The sequence below is a fragment of the Streptomyces sp. NPDC052682 genome (assembly GCF_040678435.1).
Lineage (GTDB): Bacteria > Actinomycetota > Actinomycetes > Streptomycetales > Streptomycetaceae > Streptomyces.
Map to the genome: position 1 here is coordinate 57413 of NZ_JBFATS010000013.1, position 22492 is coordinate 79904.

16 protein-coding genes are annotated in these 22492 nt (G+C 73.6%); 6 read left to right on the forward strand and 10 right to left on the reverse strand.

Features of this window, described 5'->3' with window-relative positions; translation table 11 throughout:
• The first annotated feature begins 119 nt into the window (after nt 1-119).
• Together AB0K80_RS21460 and AB0K80_RS21465 are read left to right on the forward strand one after the other, a co-directional pair.
• Nucleotides 120-1607: a PspC domain-containing protein gene (locus AB0K80_RS21460; protein ID WP_365671946.1), complete on the forward strand. Its 1488-nt coding sequence runs from the start codon at nt 120-122 to the stop codon at nt 1605-1607.
• On the forward strand, nt 1594-1818 hold the full coding sequence (locus AB0K80_RS21465) for a hypothetical protein (protein ID WP_365671949.1): 225 nt from the start codon (nt 1594-1596) through the stop codon (nt 1816-1818). The genes AB0K80_RS21460 and AB0K80_RS21465 overlap by 14 nt, the downstream gene beginning before the upstream one ends.
• A 179-nt stretch (nt 1819-1997) precedes the next feature.
• On the opposite strand, the gene AB0K80_RS21470 is transcribed toward AB0K80_RS21465, so the two are convergent.
• The 3 genes from AB0K80_RS21470 to AB0K80_RS21480 all read right to left on the reverse strand — a co-directional run bounded on the left by AB0K80_RS21470 (nt 1998) and on the right by AB0K80_RS21480 (nt 5051).
• The gene (locus AB0K80_RS21470; RefSeq protein WP_365671951.1) at nt 1998-2528 is read right to left on the reverse strand and encodes a DoxX family protein; all 531 of its coding nucleotides are present in this window, start codon (nt 2526-2528) and stop codon (nt 1998-2000) included.
• Nucleotides 2529-2642: 114 nt separating this feature from the next.
• Nucleotides 2643-3875, reverse strand: coding sequence for a hypothetical protein (locus AB0K80_RS21475; RefSeq protein ID WP_365672227.1), 1233 nt, complete (start codon nt 3873-3875; stop codon nt 2643-2645).
• Nucleotides 3876-4256: 381 nt separating this feature from the next.
• Nucleotides 4257-5051 (reverse strand): class II aldolase/adducin family protein, encoded by a 795-nt coding sequence (locus tag AB0K80_RS21480; protein ID WP_365671953.1) that lies wholly within the window; start codon nt 5049-5051, stop codon nt 4257-4259.
• A 189-nt stretch (nt 5052-5240) separates the two neighbouring features.
• On the opposite strand from AB0K80_RS21480, the gene AB0K80_RS21485 reads away from it, so the two are divergent.
• On the forward strand, nt 5241-5864 hold the full coding sequence (locus AB0K80_RS21485; protein WP_365671955.1) for a hypothetical protein: 624 nt from the start codon (nt 5241-5243) through the stop codon (nt 5862-5864).
• 70 nt (nt 5865-5934) lie between these two features.
• Nucleotides 5935-6408 (forward strand): pyridoxamine 5'-phosphate oxidase family protein, encoded by a 474-nt coding sequence (locus tag AB0K80_RS21490; RefSeq protein ID WP_365671957.1) that lies wholly within the window; start codon nt 5935-5937, stop codon nt 6406-6408.
• A gap of 23 nt (nt 6409-6431) precedes the next feature.
• On the opposite strand, the gene guaA is transcribed toward AB0K80_RS21490, so the two are convergent.
• Entirely contained in the window at nt 6432-8003 is a 1572-nt protein-coding gene (gene guaA / locus AB0K80_RS21495) for a glutamine-hydrolyzing GMP synthase (RefSeq protein WP_365671959.1), read from the reverse strand.
• Nucleotides 8004-9083: 1080 nt separating this feature from the next.
• On the opposite strand from guaA, the gene AB0K80_RS21500 reads away from it, so the two are divergent.
• Both AB0K80_RS21500 and AB0K80_RS21505 read left to right on the forward strand, forming a co-directional pair.
• A complete protein-coding gene (locus AB0K80_RS21500) occupies nt 9084-9380 on the forward strand; it encodes a chorismate mutase (protein WP_365671961.1) in 297 nt (98 codons plus the stop codon).
• A 573-nt stretch (nt 9381-9953) separates the two neighbouring features.
• Nucleotides 9954-11027 carry an LAETG motif-containing sortase-dependent surface protein gene (locus tag AB0K80_RS21505; protein ID WP_365671964.1) on the forward strand — a complete coding sequence of 358 codons (1074 nt, stop codon included), beginning with the start codon at nt 9954-9956 and terminating at the stop codon, nt 11025-11027.
• A gap of 107 nt (nt 11028-11134) precedes the next feature.
• Here the strand turns inward: AB0K80_RS21505 and AB0K80_RS21510 are convergent, their stop codons facing one another.
• From AB0K80_RS21510 to AB0K80_RS21535, 6 genes are all read right to left on the reverse strand, one after another.
• Nucleotides 11135-12922, reverse strand: coding sequence for a GMC family oxidoreductase (locus AB0K80_RS21510; protein ID WP_365671966.1), 1788 nt, complete (start codon nt 12920-12922; stop codon nt 11135-11137).
• Between the two features lie 71 nt (nt 12923-12993).
• Complete coding sequence (locus AB0K80_RS21515) at nt 12994-14622, reverse strand: succinic semialdehyde dehydrogenase (protein WP_365671968.1); 1629 nt, start codon at nt 14620-14622, stop codon at nt 12994-12996.
• A 135-nt stretch (nt 14623-14757) separates the two neighbouring features.
• Nucleotides 14758-16554: a serine/threonine-protein kinase gene (locus AB0K80_RS21520; protein ID WP_365671970.1), complete on the reverse strand. Its 1797-nt coding sequence runs from the start codon at nt 16552-16554 to the stop codon at nt 14758-14760.
• Nucleotides 16555-16610: 56 nt separating this feature from the next.
• A complete protein-coding gene (locus AB0K80_RS21525; RefSeq protein WP_365671973.1) occupies nt 16611-18377 on the reverse strand; it encodes a serine/threonine-protein kinase in 1767 nt (588 codons plus the stop codon).
• Nucleotides 18378-18535: 158 nt separating this feature from the next.
• Nucleotides 18536-20479, reverse strand: coding sequence for a protein kinase (locus AB0K80_RS21530; protein WP_365671976.1), 1944 nt, complete (start codon nt 20477-20479; stop codon nt 18536-18538).
• 110 nt (nt 20480-20589) lie between these two features.
• Nucleotides 20590-22470: a protein kinase gene (locus AB0K80_RS21535; protein WP_365671978.1), complete on the reverse strand. Its 1881-nt coding sequence runs from the start codon at nt 22468-22470 to the stop codon at nt 20590-20592.
• Nucleotides 22471-22492 lie beyond the last annotated feature (22 nt).

Here is a 22492-nt window from a genome sequence, read left to right on the forward strand (position 1 = left end):
TGATCTTCGCCCGGCGGGTGCGTCGAACACTCCCCTGGCACGGTGTCAGGGCCGATATCAGGGTCGGGCCAGGGTTGTTCCGGCTGCCGTCGCGGCGGCCCGCCCGTCACCATGGACCCATGACCGATCACCAGCACGCCGCGACGGGTCCGGGACCCGGCTCCGGTCCACGCCCCTCCCCGGGCGCGGGACCGCAGGATGCCGCATCCGCCGCGGCCGGCCCGGGCGCGGAACACTCCGCGAGCGGGCGGGAGCAACGCGGAGAAGAGGAGGCCCCGGGCAGGAAGGCCGGTGCGGGCGGAGGTTCGGTCGCGGCCGGTGAGGACGGTGCGCAGGCGCCTCCGCCCAGGTTCCGGCGGAACCGGCGGTACAAGATGCTGGCCGGGGTCTGTGCCGGACTCGGGCGGCAGTGCGACATGGACCCGGTGATCTTCCGGATCACCCTCGCGGTGCTCTCCGCGACCGGCGGCATCGGCCTGATCTTCTACGGCTTCGCCTGGCTGTTCGTCCCGCTCGACGACGAGGACGAGAACGAGGTGCGCAAGCTGCTGACCGGCCGGGTCGACGGCCAGGCGCTGGCGGCCGTGCTGTTCGCGCTGGTCGGCTGCGGGGCGTTCCTGACCATGCTGAGAAACGGCGGGGTGCTGACCTTCGCCGTGGTGCTGTCCCTGCTGCTCGCGGGTGCCGGGTACTGGTCGCGCCACCGCGGTACCCCCAGCCCCGACCCGCTGGCCGCGCAGGCCGTGGCCGACGCCCCGCCCGAGGCCCAGGCGCCGCCCGTCCCCGCCGCCTTCCCCTCCTGGTGGCGCGACCCCATCGTCAAGGACGGCACGCACATCGGCGGCACGGGCTACCTGTGGGGCCCGCAGAACGCCCACGAGCGGGATGTCGCGGCGGCCGTCGCCATCAGCCTCGGCACCTACGGCGACGCGCGGGAGGCGATACGCGCCGGGCAGTCCCGGCCGAAACCGCGCGGACCTCGCTGGATCGGCGGCTGGGTCTTCCTGCTCGCGCTGCTCGCCGGCGGCCTGGGCACCGGCACGACGTGGGAGCACCATCCGCTCGGCACCAGCCTCCAGACCGGCCTGGCCTGTGCCCTGGCCGTCCTGGGCCTCGGCATCGCGATCAGCGCGTTCCTGGGGCGTACGGGGGCGGGCTCGATCCTCCTGGCAGTCGTCACGGCGGGCCTCCTCGCCGGTGCGGCGGCGCTGCCTCAGGACATCACCACCCGCTGGACGCACACCACATGGCAGCCCACCGCGGTGGCGGAGATACGGCAGCACTACAACGTCGGCACCGGCGTCGGCACGCTGGATCTGTCCCGGCTCGACGTGGGGCGGGGGCAGACGGTGAGCACACGGGCCGACGTGGGAGTGGGGCGGCTCAAGGTGATCGTTCCGCAGGACGTGACCGTACGGCTGACCGTCGATGTCGGAGTGGGAGACATCCAGTTGCCGGGAGACCGGAAGAAGGACGTGGACGTGGCACCGGGCAAGCACAGGGAAGTGACGCTGTCACCGGCCAAGGGCGTCGAGAAGGCCGGCACGCTCGACCTGGAGCTCCAGGTGGGCGCGGGGCAGGCGGAGGTGAGCCGTGCTGCGTCATGAGTTCCAGCCCGGGAAACTGGTCGCCGGCCTCTTCCTGGCCCTCGCGGGCGTCGTCTACGCAGGTGACGCGGGCGGCGCCTGGCAGACGCCGTGGTTCGCGGTGATCCCCCTGGTGGTGGGCGGGCTGTGCCTGGCGGGGGCGGTGGCGTTCGTCACCGGACGCGTCCGCCGGCACCGGGGAGCGGGCCGTGCGGAAGCCGACTCTCGATAACCGACCACTCCACCCCGGCGCCCACCCGGCCCGACGCCCGCCCGCCGACCGGCAGCCACCCAACCCAGCCGCCCGACCACCGGCGTCCGCCGCCGCCTATGTCCGCGCCCGGCCCGCCCTACGACCAGCAGCCGTCCAACCCACCCGGCCACTCGGCCACGCCACCGCCAGCCGTTCGTCTACCGGTAGTCGCCCGACCGCTGTCGTCGTCGTTCGCGCAGGGTGGCGTCCAGGGAGAGCAGGGGGGCTCCCGCCAGGACGAGGGGGGTCCAGGCCATGAGGTAGGCGAGGTCGTTGCCGTAGTAGTACGGGTCGGAGGCCCAGCTGACCGTCAGCCAGAGGCTGAGGGAGATCAGCGCGCCGCCGAGCGCCGCCAGGCGGGTGAACAGGCCCAGCAGGGTGCCGATACCGACGGCCACTTCTCCGAGGGCGATGGCGGTGCCGAAGCCGACCGGGCTCTTCAGGGCGAGGTCGACGAGTGCGGGGATGGCGGAGGAGTCGCGGACGGCGCGCATCGTGTCGCCGATCGACCCGGCGCCGGCGTCCTTCAGGAAGGCGCCGTCGGTGAGTTTGTCCAGGCCGGCGTAGAGGAAGGTGACGCCGAGGAAGAGGCGCAGGGGCAGCAGGGCGTAGCGCGTGGCGCTGTCCCGCCAGTCCCGGCCGCCGTCGAACCGGGGGGTGCGCGTGTCCGTCCGCATACTGTGAGTCATCGCTGTCAGCCACCTCTCACCGCGCCGATGCCGACCCCCTCGACAGACCATACGTACGACGAACGGCCCCGGCTCAATCCCCGCGACGGCGTTTTTCCCGGTGGGGCGCGGCGGCTACTCCGTCACGTCGATCACGTACCGGTTCGTCTCCACCCCGGCCGCCGTCACCACCTGCACCTCCACCCGCCCCGGCTCGACCTCCGCCGGCACCGGCACCGTCAGGACCGTGTCCGTCGGGTTGCTGAAGCCGCCGGGTACCGGGACCAGGGGGACGTGGGCGTTCACCGTGCCGATGCGGACGACCATGCGGGAGAGCCGGTCGGCGCCCTGCGCCCCGGGCGGCACGAATCCGGCGCCGCGGATCTCGATGTCGTCGCCGGTGCGGATGGGGGCGTCCAGGTCACCGATCTCCCGGGCCCGTACGACCGACAGGATCACCGGACGGCCGCCCTCGGCGTACTTCCCGGCGAGGTAGGTCGCCGCCGACACCAGCACCACCACCGCCAGGCCCCAGGGCAGGTCCGGCAGTTGATCGGGCCGCCGGGCCAGCCGCACCGCCGCGAACAGCAGGGCGACCGCGCTGATCACCACGTACTGGATGTCGGCGAACGCGCCCCGCCCCGAGTCGTCGGTCAGCAGGTCGGCCGCCCGGGGCCGGTCCGCCCGGACCTTCTGCAGCCGCTGTCCCAGCACCCGCAGCCCGACCACCCGCCGCACCAGCACGGCGATCCCGCACACGACGGCGAGCACGGTCACGACGCCGGCGCCCCGGGCCAGTTCCAGCCCGGTGATGAGGGTGTCGCGCTGCCCGGGCCGGGAGGCCGCCGCGAGCTGCCCCGCCAGCACCAGCACCGCGTAGGCGACGAAGAGCACCCACCCGGCCGCCACCGCCCGGGACGTGGACAGCCGGTTGTCCTCGCCGATCACCGGCGCCAGCGCACCGCCGCGCGCCCGGTGGAACCAGGACGCCGCGGTGAGCACGGCGGCGAGCAGGACCGCCGCGAGCAGCCCGGCGGTGCGCGCGGCCGTCCAGCCGGCGCCGATCGCGGTGAGCGACTGCACGACCAGCAGCACGACGACCAGCGCCCACACCCCGCACGCGGTGCGGCGCCACAGGCCGGCCAGCCATGCCTTGCCCTCGGCCCGCCCGCGTTCGGCGACGAGGGCCGCGGACTGGGTCAACTCCTCGGAGACCCACTGCCGGGAGGCGGAGGCGGAGTGGGCCACCGCGGCCGGCAGCCCCTGCCCGGCCGCGAACTCCTCGCGCCTGCGCAGGAACGCGGCGACTGCCTGCCGGTGCCCCTCCCGCGCACCGTGCGGGCAGTTTCCGCAGGTGCAGCCCCCCAGATGCGTCCCGTCGTCCGCCCCGGGGTGCGCGCCACCGGGTGCCCCGCGCTGCCCGCTGCCGAAGCCACTCCCGTAGGTGCCCCGCCGGCCACCCGCGTGCGCGCTCCCGCTCGCCCCCGCGTCCGCACCGCCCTGTCTCGCCTCGTGCACCGCCACGCCCGACGCCCGCCCTTCCCCGCGACCGAACCACCGGCGTCCCTCCGGAGAACCGGGGCCGCCGCCGTACACCGACACCTACGACAACACCCGCACGACGACAGCGCATTGTGCCCTACATCACCCGGCCCCCGTGTCCCGGGTCTGGTCAGCGCGGGTGAAGCCCGGTGCGTCGTGTTGACCCGGCGGCGAGTGTTCCCGTACTGCACGCCAAGCGCGCACCCGTCAGTCCAGCAGGTCCGGCTCGCCGCGGCTGACCTCCTGCCACAGGGGCTGGTAGTTGATCCACGCCACCAGGTCCCCGCCGAGCTGTTCACGGGTCGCCACCGCCAGCCGGTGCTCGATCAGGACCGGCCGGCCCGCCGCCTTCGCGGTCAGCTGCACCTGGCAGGACCGTTCCATGGAGAGGAACCACCAGGCCGCCGCGTCCACCGAGTCGCCGACCGTGAGCAGCCCGTGGTTGCGCAGCACCAGCGCCTTGCGGGAGCCGAGCGCGGCCGCGATGCGCCGCCCCTCCTCGGCGTCGACGGCGACTGCGGTGTAGCCGTCGTACAGGGCGTGGTCCTCGTAGAAGGCGCAGCTCTCCTGGGTGATCGGCTCCAGGAGCTCGCCCAGGGCCGCGAGGGCGCGGCCGTGCACGGAGTGGCAGTGGGCGACGGCGACGACGTCCGGGCGGGCGGCGTGCACCTGGGCGTGCACGGTGAACGCGGCCTGGTTGACGTGGTAGCGGCCGTCGACCACCTGCCCGGCGGAGTTGGCGAGCACCAGGTCGCTCACGGTGACGTGCCGGAACGGCATCCCGAAGGGGTTGACCCAGAAGCAGTCGCCGAACTCGGGGTCGCGCGCGGTGATGTGTCCCGAGACACCGTCCTCGAAGCCGAGCCTGCCGAAGATCCGCAGTGCGCCCGCGAGCCGCTCCTTGCGGTACCGGCGCTCGTCCTCGACCGACTCGTGCATCGGGGGCATCGCGAACTGGAGCCGGTCGGTGGGCAGCGGCGGGGGCGGGGTGGGCCCGTGCATAGGTCCTCCAGCACTGGTTGCGGTACGGGGCGGGAAGGTACCGGTGGCCGGCTGCGGAGGACAGGTCCGTGCGGTGAAGAGGCCGGGCGGAGGAGCGTACAACCCTGTGGGTGATTGACGGGTCTGATGTGCGGAACCATCCGGAACCACAAGCCCCGCTTTACCGCACGACCCGCCAGGAGCGTCCTCATGAGCCTCGTCGACCGCCACCTCAAGCCCCTCATGCGGCAGATCGCGACCCAGGACGTGATCGAGGTGGTCCAGCCCGGCGACTGGGCCACCGCCGGCGCGCTGGCGTACGTCGCCGAGTGCTACGGCTTCCGCTACGCGGGCGCGCGCCTGGTCGGCCGGTACAAGATCCTGCACGTCCGGCTGGTCCGCGACACGAGCCCGGCGGCGCAGCAGCGCGCGGCGGCCAACCTGGCGGCGTTCCCGGACCCGGGCAAGGGCCGCCCGGTGCCGGGCATGTACCTGGGCTCGCTGACCCCGGTCCCGGAGACCGAGCAGGAGGTCGCCACGCTGGCGACGCTCATCCAGTACGACGCCACGCTCGCGGCGGCCAACCGCAAGCAGCTCCTGGCTATGGCCTGCGGCTTCCCGGTGCTCTTCGTGCTGCTGGCCGTGGTGACCGGCAAGTACGCCGTCGTCCTCCCGCTCGCCGTGCTGATGCCGCTCTTCCTGCTGGGCAGCCTGCGGATCAATGCGGCCCGGCGCGCGAAGCTCGCCGAGCGCCTGCGGGCGGCCGGCTGCACCCCGGTGCGGGACGCCGACGGCCGGGAGCGCTACGTACGCCCCGAGGCGCACGCCGTGTGAGCCCCGGTCGCAACCGTGTGACCCCGAATAGCCGACAGAAGATGTCGGGTTTCGGCGTCAGACTCGCCGTATGACTGTGAACTGGGCAGCCTTCGCCGCCGCCGAACCGGATCTGGCCAAGACGGTCGAGGAGCGCTTCCGCGCGTACCGCCACCACGTCCTCGCCACCCTCCGCAGGGACGGCTCACCCCGCACCAGCGGCCTGGAGGCCGACTTCCGCGGCGGCGAGCTGTGGCTGGGCATGATGGGCGGCTCCCTCAAGGCCCTCGACCTGCGCCGCGACCCGCGCTTCGCGCTCCAGGCGAACCCCGGGGAGGGCACCGGCATGGGCGGCGGCGACGTACGGATCAGCGGGCGGGCGTACGAGGTGGAGGAGGGCGCCACCAAGGCCGGATACGTGAAAGAGGTGGAACCGCCGCAGCCGTTCCACCTCTTCCGCACCGAGCTGACCGAGGTCGTCAGGACCTTCGTCGAGGACGACACGTATCTGGTCGTCCAGGTCTGGAAGCCCGGCGAGCCCCTGCGCACGGTCAAACGCAGGTAGGGATCAGACGGGGAGCACGGGGATCACTCCCACTCGATCGTCCCCGGCGGCTTCGAGGTCACGTCGAGGACGACCCGGTTGACGTCCTTGACCTCGTTGGTGATGCGGGTGGAGATCCGGGCGAGGACGTCGTACGGCAGGCGCGACCAGTCGGCCGTCATGGCGTCCTCGGAGGAGACCGGGCGCAGCACGATCGGGTGGCCGTAGGTACGGCCGTCGCCCTGGACTCCGACGGAGCGGACGTCGGCGAGCAGCACCACCGGGCACTGCCAGATGTCGCGGTCGAGGCCGGCCGCCGTCAGCTCCTCGCGGGCGATGGCGTCGGCCTCGCGGAGCAGGTCGAGCCGCTCCTTGGTGACCTCGCCGACAATCCGGATGCCCAGGCCCGGGCCCGGGAACGGCTGGCGCTGGACGATCTCCTCCGGCAGGCCGAGCTCCTGGCCGACCATGCGGACCTCGTCCTTGAACAGCTTGCGCAGCGGCTCGATGAGCTGGAACTCCAGGTCCTCGGGCAGGCCGCCGACGTTGTGGTGGGACTTGATGTTGGCGGTGCCGGTGCCGCCGCCGGACTCGACCACGTCCGGGTAGAGCGTGCCCTGGACGAGGAACTCCACCGCCGGGCCCTCGTCCGCGATGATCTCGGCCTGGGCCTGCTCGAAGACCCGGATGAACTCGCGGCCGATGATCTTCCGCTTCTCCTCGGGGTCGGTGACCCCGGCCAGCGCCTTGAGGAACCGCTCCTCGGCGTCGACGACCTTCAGCTGGACGCCGGTCGCCGCGACGAAGTCCTTCTCGACCTGCTCGGTCTCGCCCTTGCGCATCAGGCCGTGGTCGACGTACACGCAGGTCAGCTGGGAGCCGATGGCCCGCTGCACCAGGGCCGCGGCGACGGCGGAGTCCACGCCGCCGGACAGGCCGCAGATGGCGCGCTTGTCGCCGACCTGCTTGCGGATCGCCTCGACCTGCTCCTCGATGACGTTGCCCGTCGTCCAGGTCGGCTGCAGGCCCGCGCCCCGGTACAGGAAGTGCTCCAGCACCTGCTGCCCGTGCGTGGAGTGCATCACCTCGGGGTGGTACTGGACGCCGTACAGCTTCTTGTCGTCGTTCTCGAAGGCGGCCACCGGGACGACGTCCGTGGAGGCCGTCACCGTGAAGCCCTCGGGGGCGGCGGAGCAGGCGTCGCCGTGCGACATCCACACGATCTGCTCGGCCGGGGTGCCCTCGAAGAGGGTGGAGGACGACTTGGAGACGTGCAGGTCGGTACGGCCGTACTCGCGCGCTCCGGTGTTGTCGACGGTGCCGCCCAGGGTCTGGGCCATCAGCTGGAAGCCGTAGCACATGCCGAAGACGGGGACGCCGGCCTCGAACAGGGCGCGGTCGACGGTGGGTGCGCCCTCCTCGTACACCGACGAGGGGCCGCCGGAGAGGATGATCGCCGCCGGGTTCTTCGCGAGCATCTCCTCGACCGGCATGGTGCTCGGCACGATCTCGCTGTAGACCCGGGCCTCGCGGACGCGGCGGGCGATGAGCTGGGCGTACTGCGCGCCGAAGTCGACGACCAGGACGGTGTCGGTGGCGTGGGTCGCTGATGACACGGGGTGCCTTCCGGCGGTGGGGCGGGGGTCTTGTGGTGCCGATTCTACCGAGGCGACCACGGAGGAGGTCCCGCGCCCGTGCGCACGGCTACGTGTGACATGGTCCCGCCCTCGCGCACCCGGTGGCCGCGGTGCCCGCCGGGCCGTGCGCACCCGGTGCCCACGGCCCGGTCCCAAGCCCGCGTCCGCGATGCCCGCAGAGCGCTCCCGCGCTCGTGTGCGCGGTGGCCGTGACGTGGTCCCGCCCGCGCGCGGTGCGCGTGGCCGCTGCTCACGGACCCATCCCGTCCTAGCGCGTGGTGACCTGGCGCACTCCCGTCCGTGCGCACGCGGTGCCCACGGCCCGGTCCCGAGCCCGCGTCCGCGATGCCCGCAGTGCGCTCCCGCGCTCGTGTGCACGGTGGCCGTGACGTGGTCCCGCCCGCGCGCGCGGTGCTCGTGGCCGCTGCTCACGGACCCATCCCGTCCTAGCGCGTGGTGACCTGGCGCACTCCCGTCCGTGCGCACGCGGTGCCCCCGCGCCGGGCCCGGGCTGCGCGCTCCCAAGCCCGCGTCCACGATGCGCGCAGCGCGTTCCCGCGCTCGTATGCGCGGTGGCCGCCGTCATGTGGCTCCGGGCCCGCCCACGCGGTGCCAACGGTGCGGTCCCCGAACCCACGCACGCGGTGCCCGTGGGGCGCCCCCTGGCCCGTGCGCGCCCGAGCCCGCCTAATCGGGTGACCACAGTCCAGCCCCGCACCCCTGCGCGGGCCACGGTCCGGCCCCGAGCGCCCGCACGCGATGTCCACGGTGCGGTCCCGCACCGCCTGTGCGGTGGCCGCGATGGTGGCCCGCGTCCGTGCGGGCCGTCTCAGTATCCGAGCCGGCTTGGAGCTCGTCGGGCGCCCCGGCATACTGGCCCCATGCTCACGCACCAGACCTTCGTCTTTACCTATGGCATCCGGCCCGCCGGCTGCCATGGTCGTGCTGCTTGAGCATCTGACAAGCACTTCCCAGGCGCCCCGGGCCGACAAGGCCCGGGGCGCCTGGCGTTCTGCGGGTCCTGTCGTTCCGGGGCACCGTCCACCGAGGAGACCCGAGATGACCGCCACCACCGCGGAGACCACCGAGCAGACCGGCGCCCGCACCCCCGAGGCCGCCGACGTGATCACCGGTGCCCGGGAGCGCATCGACGCGCTCGACGACCGGATCATCGGACTGATCCAGGAACGGATGGCGGTCTCCGCCGTCATCCAGGACGCCCGGATCGCCTCCGGCGGCCGGCGCGTGAACCTCTCCCGCGAGATGGACATCCTCGGCCGCTACCGGGACGCGCTGGGCAAGCCGGGCACGTCGCTCGCCATGACGCTGCTGGAGCTGTGCCGGGGCCGTATCTGAGTTCGGGCACCTCTCACCCGTCCGGCGCGTGACCGCTCCCGGGTCAGGATCGTTGGTCCCGGTGTCCGTGCCAGCCAGGGGCGGGCCCGAAAGAACCACGCGTGGCTCGCTGGAGCGATGAGACGTACGGATCGTGCCGCACGTCGTGGGACCTCGCTCCAGGGAAGTGACCGGACGGCAGGGGACAGCAGCCCGGTCACCAAGAGAACGGCCGGCTCCGGGGACGCCCGGGGCCGGCCGGCGGAATCACACGGTGCGGGCAGCTGCGTTGCCCGCCAGAGGCCGAGGCCAGCGGCGCAGCCCCCCGGCGCCGCTTCCCAGGCACCGGCGCTGCCCTGACGTCGGTGCTGACGAGAGGAAGGGCCCCGCGGCTCCGCCCCGCGGGGCCCTTCGTCATGCCCGGAGCCGGACGCCACCCCGGGAGCCCGTAAGCGCGCGTGATCCAGGACACATAAGGATTCTGTGAATGCGGCACAACCGTTCACAGGTTTCACGGATCAAACACCGCGAACCAAGGGCCACTCCCGCGCCCCACACGCGGAGCCCTCCACACTTGGACTCCTTGAGGTTTTCATGAAGCTTCGCCACGTCATGGCCGCCGCAGCGGCGACGGCCGCTGTGGCTCCGCTGGCGCTGCTCTCGGCCCCGGCCGCGTTCGCCGAGGTCGACCCCTCCGCGACGCCGTCCGCCTCCGTGACGCAGTCAGCGGCGCAGGAGAGCTCCTCCCCGTCCGCACCGGAATCGGCGTCGCAGTCGGCGTCGGCCGGCGAGTCGGCCTCCGCGTCCGCCTCCGCCTCCGCCTCGGCTTCCGCATCCGCCTCCGCCTCGCAGAGCGCGAGCGCCGCTGCCGCCACCGCGTCGCCGACCGGTTCGTCATCCGCGTCGGCCACGCCGACCGGGCCGGCCGGAGCCGACGACAAGCCGTGGGACCCGTACACGGACTGCACGTCGTTCGACCTGGACGACAAGCTCACCGCCCGCATCACCGGGCTCCCGAACAAGATCGTCGCCGGGTCGGGCTGGCACCCCTTCTCCTTCGTGGTCGACAACGACTCCGACAAGGACCTGAAGGACGTCTGGATCAACGCGCTCGCCGAGTACTCGGAGAGCAAGGACCCCGACGCCTCGCTCTTCGCCGACCTCGCCGTGATCCAGGTGAAGGAGGACGGCGAGTGGACCAGCAAGTACCAGGACTCCTTCGAGGCGGACGGCGACAGCGTCAACTTCTCCGGCTCCTTCGTGGCGTTCCTCGACTCGCTGGAGGCGCACACCACGGCCACCCTCGACCTGCGGGTGAAGATCAAGGCCTCGGCTCCGGCCGGTACGGCGTTCACGCTGAGCCAGGCCGTGTACGCGGGCGAGGACTCCCAGTGCTACGGCAACGGTGACGTGTACGAGTTCACCGTGCTCGCCTCCGGCAGCAAGCCGGGCGACGTGGGTGAGGCCAAGCCGAACGGCGACAAGCCGCAGGGCCTCGGCGACGGCACCAAGCCGCAGGGCGGCGTGAAGGAGATCGACGGCAACCTCGCCGAGACCGGCTCCAGTTCCGCGCTTCCGGTGATCGGCCTCGTCGGCGGGATCGCCGTCGTCGCCGGTGCCGGTGCGGTGTTCGTGGTGCGCCGGCGCAAGGGCGGGGCGGACGCGTAAGGCCTAGCGCGCCACCAGACCAAGAGAGGGACCTGAGCTCGGAGGGGGGCACAGGTCCCTTTCTTATGGGCCGCTCTCACGGGCCGCTCCCACGGGCCGCCGGGCGGTCACTGCTTGGGCGGCACCGCCGGGATCCCCAGGAACGGCAGCCGCAGCGCGCCGAACGCCTCCGCCGGGACCGCCGGGGACTTCGGCTCCACCGGCTGCAGGCGTACGTACGCCGCGCCCTGCACCGGACGCGGGTCGGGCTCGCCCTTGTTGGGCCAGTACGCCATCGCCCGCTCGGCCTGGGCGGTGATCGTCAGGGACGGGTTGACGCCCAGGTTGGCGGAGACGGCGGCGCCGTCGACGACCGAGATGCCGGGGTGGCCGTACAGGCGGTGGTACGGGTCGATGACGCCGGTCTCGCGGGAGGCGCCGATGGGGCAGCCGCCGAGGAAGTGAGCCGTGAGCGGAGTGCCCATCAGCTCGCCGATGTTGGAGCCGGCGAAGCCGTTGATCTCGGCGGCCAGCGCGGAGGCGCCCTCCGTCGCGGCCTTGATCTGCTTGGGGTTGGGGGCGCCGTGCCCCTGGCGGGCCGTGAGCAGACCGCGGCCGACGCCCTTCGGCTTGAGGTACGTCGTCAGCGAGTTGTCCAGCGACTGCATCACCAGGCCGATGATGGTCCGCTCCGACCAGCGGCGGTTGGACAGCGACCGCGCCACCAGCCAGGGGTGCCTCACCGCGTGGGCGAGGAAGCCGAGCACGCGCGCCGTGCCCGTGCCGCTCCTGGCGTACGGCACCTGGAGGATCGACAGGCTGCCCATCGCGTTGGAGCCGCGGCCGTAGCGGACCGGCTCGATGTGGGTGTACTCGTCCGGGTGGATGGAGGACGTGATGGCGACCCCGCGTGTGAAGTCGGCCTTCGGCGCGCCGGTGGCCTTGCGGTAGCGGCGGTCGTCGGTCTGGGCGCCGACCAGCGCCTCGGAGTTGGTGCGGGTGAGTTCGCCGAGCCGGTCGGACAGGTGCGGGAGCTGCCCGTTGGCCTTCATGCGGTGCAGCAGGGTCTGCGTGCCGTACGTGCCGGCGGCCAGCACGACCCGGCGGGCCCGGTAGGTGCGGCCCTTCCCTCTGCGGCGGTCGTCGGTCGGCAGGGTGGCGATCGCGTAGCCGCCCCGGGAGTCCTCCGTGACCGAGACGACCGTCGTCATGGGGTGGACGACCGCGCCGGCCTTCTCCGCGAGGTACAGGTAGTTCTCGTTGAGGGTGTTCTTCGCGCCGTGCCGGCAGCCCGTCATGCACTCGCCGCACTCGGCGCAGGCCCGCCGCGCCGGTCCCGCCCCGCCGAAGTAGGGGTCCGGAACCTCCTGGCCCGGCTTGGCCTTCACCGACCCGTCGGCGTCCTTGCCGTCGCCGAAGAACACCCCGACCGGTGCCAGGTGGAAGGTGTCCCCGCAGCCCATCCGCTCCGCCGCCGCCTTAAGGTGCACGTCGGACGGGGTCATGGTCGGGTTGAGCCGGACGCCGAGCATGCGCCGGGCCTGGTCGTAGTACGGCGCCAGCTCCTGCTGCCAGTCGGTGATGTCCCGCCACTGCGGGTCCTCGAAGAACGGCTTCGGCGGAACGTACAGGGTGTTGGCGTAGTTGAGGGAGCCGCCGCCGACGCCCGCGCCCGCCAGGACCATGACGTTGCCCAGCAGGTGGATGCGCTGGATGCCGTACATGCCGAGTTTCGGGGCCCACAGGTAGTTCTTCAGGTCCCAGGAGTTCTTCGGGAGGGTGTCGCGGGTGAAGCGGCGGCCGGCTTCCAGGACGCCTACCGTGTACCCCTTCTCGGTCAGGCGCAGGGCGGCCACCGAGCCGCCGAAGCCGGAGCCGACCACGACGACGTCGTAGTCGTAGGCGTCCTGTGGCACGTGTTCTCCTCGTCGGTGTCCGTGCGGGCCGAGTTCCTCTACCGGCTCGTCTGCTGCTCGTCCGCTGCCGGCTACTTGAGCCTGAGGGCCTTCATCAGGCGCAGGCTGCGGGTCATGAACCGGGCGTACTGCTCGTCGTCCATGCCCAGGGAGGGGGCCATCGGCAGCAGCCGCTGGTGGGCGACGGTCTGGGCCTCGGTGTACTTGAGGATGCCCTCGGAGCCGTGCCGGCGGCCGAGTCCGGAGTCCTTCATGCCGCCCATCGGCGACTGGACGCTGCCGTACGCGGGGGCGTAGCCCTCGTTGATGTTCACGGTGCCGGTGCGCAGCCGGGCGGCGACCTCGTGACCGCGGCGGGCGTTGCGGGTCCAGACGGACGCGTTGAGGCCGTACGGCGTGGCGTTGGCGCGCTCGACCGCCTCGTCCTCGCTCTTGACGCGGTAGACGGACACGACCGGGCCGAAGGTCTCCTCCGTGCACACGGACATGTCCGCGTCGACGCCGTTGAGGATGGTGGGCTCGAAGAAGTAGGGGCCGACGTCCGGGCGCGCGACGCCGCCCGCGATGACCTTCGCGCCCTTGGCCACGGCCTCCTCCACGTGCCGCGTCACGGTCTCCAGCTGGCGTTCGCCGACCAGGGAGCCCATGTCGGCGCCGTACGCCAGGGCCGTACCGAGCCGCAGGGCCCTGGTGCGGGCGGCGAAGCGCTCCAGGAAGGCGTCCGCGACCGACTCGTGGACGAAGAGCCGCTCGATGGAGATGCACAGCTGGCCGGCGGAGGAGAAGCACGCCCGTACGGCGCCCGCGGCGGCCTTCTCGAGGTCGGCGTCCTCCAGCACCAGCATGGGGTTCTTGCCGCCGAGTTCGAGGGAGACGCCGACCAGGCGGGCGGCGGCGCCCTGGGCGACCTCGCGGCCGGTGCGGGTGGAGCCGGTGAAGGAGACGTAGTCGGCGTGCCTGACGACCTCCGGGCCGACGACCGGTCCGTCCCCGAGGACGACCTGGAAGACACCGTCGGGCAGCCCTGCCTCGACGAGCAGGTCCCGCGCCCACAGGGCGGTCAGGCAGGTCTCGGTGTCCGGCTTCATGACCACGGCGTTGCCCGCGACGAAGGCGGGCAGCGCGTCGCCGACGGACAGCTCCAGCGGGTAGTTCCAGGGGGCGATCTGGCCGACGACCCCGCGCGGGTGGCGCAGTTCGGTGGCCTTGGTGAGGACCGGTACGGCCCCGGTGTGGTGCTTGGGCCTGAGGTAGGCGGCGGCCTTGCGGCCGTAGTGGCGGGCCGCGACCGCGACGGCCTGGACCTCCTCGTGGGCGTGCAGGCGGGCCTTGCCGGTCTCCAGCTGGATCAGGTCCAGCACCTCGGCCTGGCGTTCCAGCAGCAGGTCGTGGAAGCGGAGCAGGACCGCGGCGCGCTGCCGTACGGGGGTCCGGGCCCACACCTGCTGGGCGACGCGGGCGGCCTCGAAGGCGCGGGCCACGTCCTCGGGCGTCGACTCGGGGAGGTCGGCCAGCTTCTCGCCGGTGAACGGCGTGTGGTTGGCCGTCCGGCCCGAACCGACGACGCCCTTGGTGAGCTGGGCGACCAGCTCGGGGGTGACCACGTCGGCGGCGGTACGGGCGCCCGCCGGTGCGGGGGCGATGGGGTTCGTGCCGGTCTGTGCCGTGCCGGGCTTCTCAGGGGCCTGCGCGTCCGTCATGAGCGGCAGGGTATGCGGCGGCGGAGGCTTTGGGTACCCGTCGGTAACGGGCTTCACCGACCACACACACGGCGCCAGCGTCCACTGGCAACGAACGCCCTGATCAGGGCGTCGGGCCCCGATCCCCGGGAATTTTCAGCGTGTTCCGATCCGCAGCCGGTCACGGGCTCCCTGGAACACCGCCGTCCCCTTCTTCTCCTCCGGGGTGCCCTTGGGCATGTCGACCCGCAGCTGGTACATGCGGCTGTCGTCGGTGCGGATCATCAGCTCCATGACCCGGGCGGGGGCCCGCCGCAGGTCGTACGTCGTGTCGGCGAGGACCGCCTCGTACCCCTGGACGCTGGTGCGGGTGTACCGGGTGCGCGCGTCGCCCTGGTGTCCGTCCCTGATCCGGTGCGCCTGCTCGGCCTGGGCCAGCGGGGAGCGCGGCGCCCGGTCCCACTGGGTGAGGCGGACGTGGATGGCGTCCTTCGCGTAGATCACCACGCGGGGCTGGTGGCGCGCGCTGCCCTGCCGGGCGGTCTCCTGGTAGCCGTCGGGGACGGAGAGGACGGCGTCCATGTCCTTCTCGCGGTGGGCGGTCCAGGAGGACGGGGAGGGGGCGGAGGCCGGGGCGGAGGCCGCGGCGGGGGCACGGCGGGGCTCGGGGGTGCCCGTGGCGCCGCCGGGGGCCTGGCTGTGAGTGGCGGTCTGTTCGGTACGGCCGGAACGGCTGCCGGGCTCCAGGAGGAAGGAGCTGGTGGTGAGCCATACCCCGCCGGTGAGCAGCACGCCGAGCAGGGCCATGGAGGCGGGGTGGCGCAGGATGCGGTGGGGGGAGGCGGGTTCGGGGGTCGGGGGTACGGCGGGTTCGGGTGGCGAGGCGGGCGCCGGCGCGGTGGGGGGTGCCGGCGCCGGCGCGGTGGGGAGTGCCGGTGGCTGCGCCTGTGCCGGTGGTGCCAGGGTGGTGTCGGGTCCCTGGGTGCCTGGTTCCCGTGCGGTGTCCGGCTGCCGTGTGGTGCCGGATCCGGCCGCGTGCGGTCGTGGCGCGCTGTGCTCGGCGGGCCCGGGGACGGGCCTGCCCTCCGCGACCGCGTCCAGGACCGCGTCGGCCTCCTCCGCGCCCGGCCGCCGCTCGGGGTCCTTCGCCAGCAGCCGTACGAGGAGCGGCCCGAGGGGGCCGGCCTGCCGCGGCTCGGGCGGGTCGGCGGCGAGGATCGCGTCGAGGGTGGCCTCGGGTGTCGTACGGCGGAACGGGGAGAAGCCTTCGACGGCGGCGTACAGCACCACACCGAGCGACCACAGGTCGGAGGCGGGGCCGGCGATGCGCCCCGACATCCGCTCGGGGGCGACGAACTCCAGCTCGCCGGTGAACTCGCCGTCGGCGCCGGGGGATTCCTCGCCCGGGACGTGGGCGGTGCCGAAGTCGGTGAGGACGACCCGGCCGTCCGGCCCGAGCAGGACGTTGGCGGGTTTGACGTCGCGGTGGACGATGCCGACGGCATGCGCGGCGCGCAGGGCGCCGAGGACGGCGCGGCCGATCCGGGCCGTCTCGCGCACCGGCAGCGGGCCGCGCCGAAGCGTCTCGCGCAGGGACTCGCCGCGCACCAACTCCATGACCGCCCAGGGGAGTTCGTCCAGCACGTCTTCCGGTCCGACCACCCCGCCGGGGCCCTCGGGCTCGACGACGACGTCGTGGATGGCTACGGCGGACGGGTGGTCGACCCGGGCGGCGGCGCGGGCCTCGCGGCGGAACCGGTGGGCGGCCCGGCGGTGGCTCTCGTCGCCCGGGTCGCCGGGCAGTCTCGGCTGTTTGACAGCGACTTCACGGTCCGCGCGTTCGTCGAGGGCCCGCCACACCGTGCCTGTCCCGCCGGAGCCGATGCGCTCGATCAGCCGGTACCGCCCACCGACCAGCCGGCCGTCGCGCTGGTGTTCACCGCCCTCACTCATGCGTCATGAGTACCCTGCGGTGCCCGGCCTTGTCGACGCGGGCCGGGGGGCGTTCCTCACAGTGTGTCGAGGTCCAGGTTGGCGATCGCCGTCCGCGCCACCTCACGTCCGCGTTCCGTGAAGTCGCCCTTGCCCGGGTAGCTGACGGTGAGTTTGTACATGTCGCCGCCGGAGGTGCGGTAGTAGAGGATTCTCAGCTCGCGGGGCCGGGGGTTCTGGCGGTCGGTGGTGGTGTAGACGATGGTGGTCTGGGCGGCCTTCCTGCCCTGGTAGGTGGTGGTGTCGGGCTGCGTCTTCGGGTTCGCGGGCATGCCGAGCTGGTAGTTGCCGTTCTGCTTGAAGGCGCTGTCGTCCTCGTACATCTCGGCGGCGGCGGAGCCCGCGATGCCGTTGCCGGTGTTCTCGGCCTTCTTCTCGAGCGTCAGGCCGATCCAGATGCTGCCGCTCCAGTCGGTGTAGGTGACCCAGTGCCCCTTGTCCGTCGTGCGGTCGGGCAGGGCCCGCTGGTACTCCTGCGGGACGGCGAGCGTGGCGGCGACGTCCTTGACGTGGTGCGTCGTCCAGCCGTCCGGCAACGGCCCGGCGAACGGTTCGGCGATCACCAGGTACGCCGTCACCGCCGCCGCGACGACGGCCGCGCCGAGGCTGAGCCAGGCCTTGCGGCCGAACCGGACGGCGCGGTTGCCGGTGCCGTCGCCGGTACGGCCGTCGGTGCCGTCGCCGGTACGGTCGCCGGTGGCGTCGCCGGTACGGTCGCCGGTGGCGTCGGCCGTCATGGCCTGGGTGGGCTGCGGGGCCGGCGGGTTCGCGGCCGCCTCGAGGAGGGCGCGTACCCGGGCGGCGTCCGGGCGGCGCGCCGGATCCTTCTGGAGCAGGCCGTGGATGACCTCGGCGAGCGGGCCCGGAGCGGAGGCGGGCGGCGCGGGCGTGGCGTTGAGGACGGACTGGAGCGTGGCGGGGGTGTTGCTGCGGCGGAACGGCGAGACGCCCTCCGTCGCCGCGTACAGCACCACGCCCAGGGACCACAGGTCGCTGGGCGGGCCTGGGCGCTGGCCCAGCACCCGTTCCGGCGCGATGTACTCGGGCGATCCGACGAAGCCGCCGGTGTCGGTCAGGTTGGTCTCGCCCTCGATCTGGGCGATGCCGAAGTCGGTGAGGACCACCCGGTCGTACCGGCCGAGCAGCACGTTGTCGGGTTTGACGTCCCGGTGCAGGATGCCCGCGGCGTGCGCGGCCTCCAGCGCGCCGAGCACCTCAAGGCCGACGCGGGCGGCCTCGCGCGCGCTCAGTGTGCCCTCCTGGAGGGCGTCGCCGAGGGAGCGTCCCCACACCAGCTCCATCACGATCCACGGCTGACCGTCTACGACCGCCACGTCGTGAACGCTGACCACCGCCGGATGGTCGAGCCGGGCCGCGGCGCGCGCCTCACGGCGCATCCGTTCGAAGGCGTTGGCCCGTTCCCGTTCCGGGAGGTGGTCCGGGACGCGGGGCTCCTTGACGGCGACCTCACGGTCCACCATCTCGTCCTTGGCCCGCCACACCGTGCCCATGCCGCCGTGTCCCAGCTTGGCGATCAGCCGGTAGCGGCCCGCGATCAGCCGGCCGGCGCCGGGGTCCTGCGGCGGTGCGGGAGCGGGGGCAGGTGCGGGGGCGGGGGCCGGAGCGGGGTGCGCGGCCTGGGTGGGCGCCGCGTAGGGGTTCTGCGGATGCGGCACGTGTATGGGCGGACCCGGTGAATTCTGTGGGTGCGGTGGATTCGGTGGCCGCAGAACGAAACTCGTCGGCTCGTCGGATCTGGGTGGGACTCCCCCGTTACTGCTCATGGGTTCATCCATATCGCGCCAAGCGCTTGTGCATCCACTGCCCGGGGTCCGTGGTCACGAAGCCGTGACGTGGGCCGGCTGACGCGCCGCGAGGCGCCGCGGCCCGGGTCCTTGGCGGGGTGACGGCCCGAGCGTGCGGCGGAGCGGCGCGCCGCCGGCTAGGGAGTCGCCGCGGACGAGGTGGCGGACGGGACGGCTGAGGGGGTGCGGGTGACGGTCACGGTCGGGGCGGGGGCGGTGGCTGTCCTGCCGGGGGTTCTCGTCCCGCTGTTCGGCGGCGTCCCCGGGGCCGAACTCGTAGGCGTACGACCCCCGTCACCGTCCCGGTCCACGAGCAGCGCGGCGGCCGACACGCCCGCCCCCGCCATGGCGGCGACCAGTACGGCCGCCAGGAACACGCCGCGAACGGAGGGACGGGTGGGGTGCTGGTCGGCGGCGTACTGCCCGGGCGTCCTGCCCGGCTCCGACGGTGGCCGGCCGGCAGCCCTGCCGAATCCCCTCGGCGGCTCCCCCGCAGCCGTCCCGGGCCCCCTCGCCCACCGCCTGCCACCGGAGCCCTGCCGTGCCGCAGGCCATCCGCCGGCGTCCTGCGGCATCGGAGGCCGTACGCCCGTGCCGTCCGGGACGGGTCCCATGTCGTCCGGGTCCGGGTGGGGAGGCCAGCCCTCCGCATCCTGCGGGTGGGGAGGCCAGTCTTGGGCGCCGTGGGGATGGTCACCCCAGTCCCCCGAGCTCTGCGGGTCGGGCCCCCAGCCCTCGGCGCCCTGCGGGTGGGCTCCCCAGTCCCCCGAGCTCTGCGGGTGGTCACCCCAGTCCCCGGAGCTCTGCGGGTGGGGAGGCCGGCCCCCGGCGTCCGTCGGACTGGGGGGCCCGCTGTGGGTGTCCTGCGGCCACGAGGGCCGCTGGTCGTCGGGGTGCTGTCCCCTGTGGGACCGCCCGTCCCCCGCGTCCCGCCCGCCGGGAGACCGGTCACTGCCGTCCTGCCCGGTGAAAGGACCGTCACCGCTGTCCCGCCCTATGGAAGGCCGATCGCCGCCCTCCCGGCTGCCGCCCTCCCGGCTGACGGCCTCCCGGCTGCCGCCCCCGTCCCGCCGCACGGACGGCTGGCCGGCGTCGGCACCGGGGGGCGGCGCGGACCGCCCGGGGCCGTCCCACCGCAGTGACGGCCGCCAGGCCGCCGCGTCCCGCAGGATCGACACGCCCCGGCGGTGCGCACCCCGTTCCGTCGGTGAGGAGCCGGTCGGCGCCACCGGCGGGGTACGGCCGGTGTCCCGGAAGGCCCGCAGCATCCGCTCCGCCGCGTCCGCGTCCAGCCGACGGTCCGGGTCGCGTTCCAGCAGTCCGCGCACGACGGGCAGCAGCGGCTCGGCCTGCGCGGGGGGCCGGATCTCGTCGACCACCACCGCGTGCAGAACGCCGCTCAAGGAGTCCCGGTGGAACGGCGTCTCCCCACTGAGGGCCGCGCACAGCAGCGCGCCCAGCGACCACAGGTCGGACGCGGGACCGGTCCGCGCGCCGGACATCCGCTCGGGCGCGGTGTACTCGGGCGAGCCGACGAAGGAGCCGCTCTCGGTCAGCGTCGTCGCGCCCGACACCTGGGCGATGCCGAAGTCGGTGAGGACGACCCGGTCGCTGCCGGCCTCGAGCAGGACGTTGGCGGGCTTGAGGTCGCGGTGCAGCACACCGGCGGCGTGCGCGGCCCGCAGCGCGCCGAGCAGCGCCAGCCCGATGCGGGCGGCCTCGTCGGCACCGACCGGCCCACGCGTGGCGATACGGTCCGCGAGCGTGCCCCCATCGATCAACTCCATGACGATGTAAGGGCGTTCACCCTCCGCCTCGTCCACGACGACGTCATGGACGACGACGATGTGCGGGTGACGCAGCTGGGCGACCGCCCGGGCCTCGCGCAACGTACGGTCCCGCTGCCGCCACGCCTCCTCCGCCGAGAGCGTCTCGTCGACGGGGAGTTCCTTGACCGCCACCTGCCGGCCGAGCAACTGGTCGGTCGCCCGCCACACCACGCCCATGCCGCCGCGCCCGAGTCTCGCCTCCAGCCGGTAACGGCCCGCGATGACGCGGACGTTGTCCCCCTGGGTCGCCATGCGGCCATGATGCCGCACCGGACGGACCGGCTCCGGGCGGCCGGTGGACGGCTGGCCGAAACCGGCGGCCCGCCGTCCGGGTCACGGCGTGTCGCGCGGGAGCCTGCCGGTCAGAGCCTCTGCCCGTCCGGTGTCTTCTCCAGCCAGCCCTGGAGGACCGAGGTGAACTGCTTGCGGGCGGTCGCCCAGTCCTTCGCGGGCGACGACAGGTAGAGGGCGTACTCGACACCGCTCCGCGCGATGTACGTCTCCTCGACGGCGCGGCGCGGACCGGGGAACTCCGTGTCCTTCTTCTGCGCGGTCCAGGTGTACTCCCAGCGGGCGCCGTGGCAGTCACGGTAGATGTTCCGCTTGAGGGTGACCCGCTGGTAGTCGACCAACCTGGTCAGCTGCTGCTCCAGGTCCAGCTGGTGGTTGTACGGGTCGGCGAAGTCGGGCGAGGTGTCGACGGCGATCCGGACGAAGTGCCGCCCGCCGTCGGGCGAGTAGTCGATCTGGCGGAGGGCGCCCTCGTCCTCGTAGACCGTCCGCTTCCAGCCCCGGGGCAGGTAGAGGCTGAAACCGTCGGGGTCGTCGTACCGGACCCAGCCGGCCGGGATGGCCCCCTCCGCGCTCTGCTTCCCGGGTGTGGGGCTCGGCACGGTGGTGGCGCGGTCGTCCTGCCGCCGCCCCTCGTCCCACTTCTGGAACAGCGCCGCGGTGCCCCCTCCCACGAGCGCGGCGAGCACGACGACGAGAGCCAGCGTACGCAGCCGCCGGCGCCTGGGCGGGGCGGTGGGGCCCATGTGCTCGGTGTGCTGCCTGGGCAGGGTGTGCTGGGCGGACCGGGCGTGTCCGGCGGTGGCCTGGCCGGCCGGCGGCAGCGGGCCGGCCGCCTGCAGCGGGCCGGTGGCCCGGGAGCCCGTCCCCGCCGAGCCGGTGACCCCGGCCCCGGCCGACGCCCCTCCGGTCGTCACAGAGCCCGTGCCCCCGAGGCGGGCCGCCCGGGTCCCGGTCACCGGTGCCCCTGACACGGTCCGTCCGGACATCGACGTACCAGACATCGACGTACCGGACATCGGCGTACCGGCGGCGGTCGTACCGGACGCCGGCGCCCCAGTCGCGGCCGTACCGGAGAAGCCCGACGGGTGGGTCCCGCCCGGCCCCGTCGGCGCGTACGCCTGTGCCGCGCTCGGGCGGCGTCCCTCCGCCGCCTCGGCGAGCATCCGCTCGGCCTCCGCCGCGCTCGGCCGCCCGGCCGGTTCCTTGCGCAGCAGCGCGGTGATGACGGGCCCGAGCGGACCGGCGTACCGCGGCTCGGCCGCCTCCTCCTCGACCACCGCCTGCATGGTGGTCAGCGGCGTGGTGCGGCGGAACGGGGACCTGCCCTCCACCGCCGTGTACAGGGTCGCGCCGAGCGCCCACAGGTCGGAGGCGGGCCCCGGGTCGTGGCCGCGGACCCGCTCGGGGGCCAGGTAGTCGACCGAGCCGACGACCTCCCCCGTGCGCGTGATGGTCGTGTCGCCCTCGATCTGGGCGATGCCGAAGTCGGTGAGCAGCACCCGGCCGTCGCGGCCGAGGAGGACGTTGCCGGGTTTGACGTCACGGTGTAGCACACCGGCGGTGTGCGCGGCGCGCAGGGCGCGCAGCACCCACAGGCCGATACGCGCCGCCTCCTGGGGCTCGACGCGCCCCTGCTCCTTGACGGCGTCGGCGAGCGAGCGGCCTTCGACCAGCTCCATCACGATCCACGGGCGGCCGTCGTGGTCGAGCACGTCGTGCACGGTGACGACGGCGGAGTGGTTGATCCGCGCCGCCGCGCGCGCCTCCGCCCGGGTGCGCGCCAGCAGGACGGCCTGCTCACTGTCCGACACGTAGAGCGCGGCGGTCAGCTCCTTGATCGCGACGGACCGGTGCAGCACCTCGTCATGCGCACGCCACACACGGCCCATGCCGCCGCTGCCGATCGGATCGCCGAGCCGGTAGCGGCCCGCGACGAGCAGGCCCTGCATCTGATTCACGTTGCCCCGCAAT

Excerpts from the sequence above, each read along its gene's own strand:
- AB0K80_RS21500 (WP_365671961.1), top strand. The coding sequence starts at position 9,084 with ATGACCGCCACCACCGCGGAGACCACCGAGCAGACCGGCGCCCGCACC.
- AB0K80_RS21490 (WP_365671957.1), top strand. The coding sequence starts at position 5,935 with ATGACTGTGAACTGGGCAGCCTTCGCCGCCGCCGAACCGGATCTGGCC.
- AB0K80_RS21530 (WP_365671976.1), bottom strand. The coding sequence starts at position 20,479 with ATGGCGACCCAGGGGGACAACGTCCGCGTCATCGCGGGCCGTTACCGG.
- AB0K80_RS21535 (WP_365671978.1), bottom strand. The coding sequence starts at position 22,470 with ATGCAGGGCCTGCTCGTCGCGGGCCGCTACCGGCTCGGCGATCCGATC.
- AB0K80_RS21485 (WP_365671955.1), top strand. The coding sequence starts at position 5,241 with ATGAGCCTCGTCGACCGCCACCTCAAGCCCCTCATGCGGCAGATCGCG.
- AB0K80_RS21470 (WP_365671951.1), bottom strand. The coding sequence starts at position 2,528 with ATGACTCACAGTATGCGGACGGACACGCGCACCCCCCGGTTCGACGGC.
- AB0K80_RS21505 (WP_365671964.1), top strand. The coding sequence starts at position 9,954 with ATGAAGCTTCGCCACGTCATGGCCGCCGCAGCGGCGACGGCCGCTGTG.
- AB0K80_RS21460 (WP_365671946.1), top strand. The coding sequence starts at position 120 with ATGACCGATCACCAGCACGCCGCGACGGGTCCGGGACCCGGCTCCGGT.
- AB0K80_RS21525 (WP_365671973.1), bottom strand. The coding sequence starts at position 18,377 with ATGAGCAGTAACGGGGGAGTCCCACCCAGATCCGACGAGCCGACGAGT.
- AB0K80_RS21515 (WP_365671968.1), bottom strand. The coding sequence starts at position 14,622 with ATGACGGACGCGCAGGCCCCTGAGAAGCCCGGCACGGCACAGACCGGC.
- AB0K80_RS21480 (WP_365671953.1), bottom strand. The coding sequence starts at position 5,051 with ATGCACGGGCCCACCCCGCCCCCGCCGCTGCCCACCGACCGGCTCCAG.
- AB0K80_RS21520 (WP_365671970.1), bottom strand. The coding sequence starts at position 16,554 with ATGAGTGAGGGCGGTGAACACCAGCGCGACGGCCGGCTGGTCGGTGGG.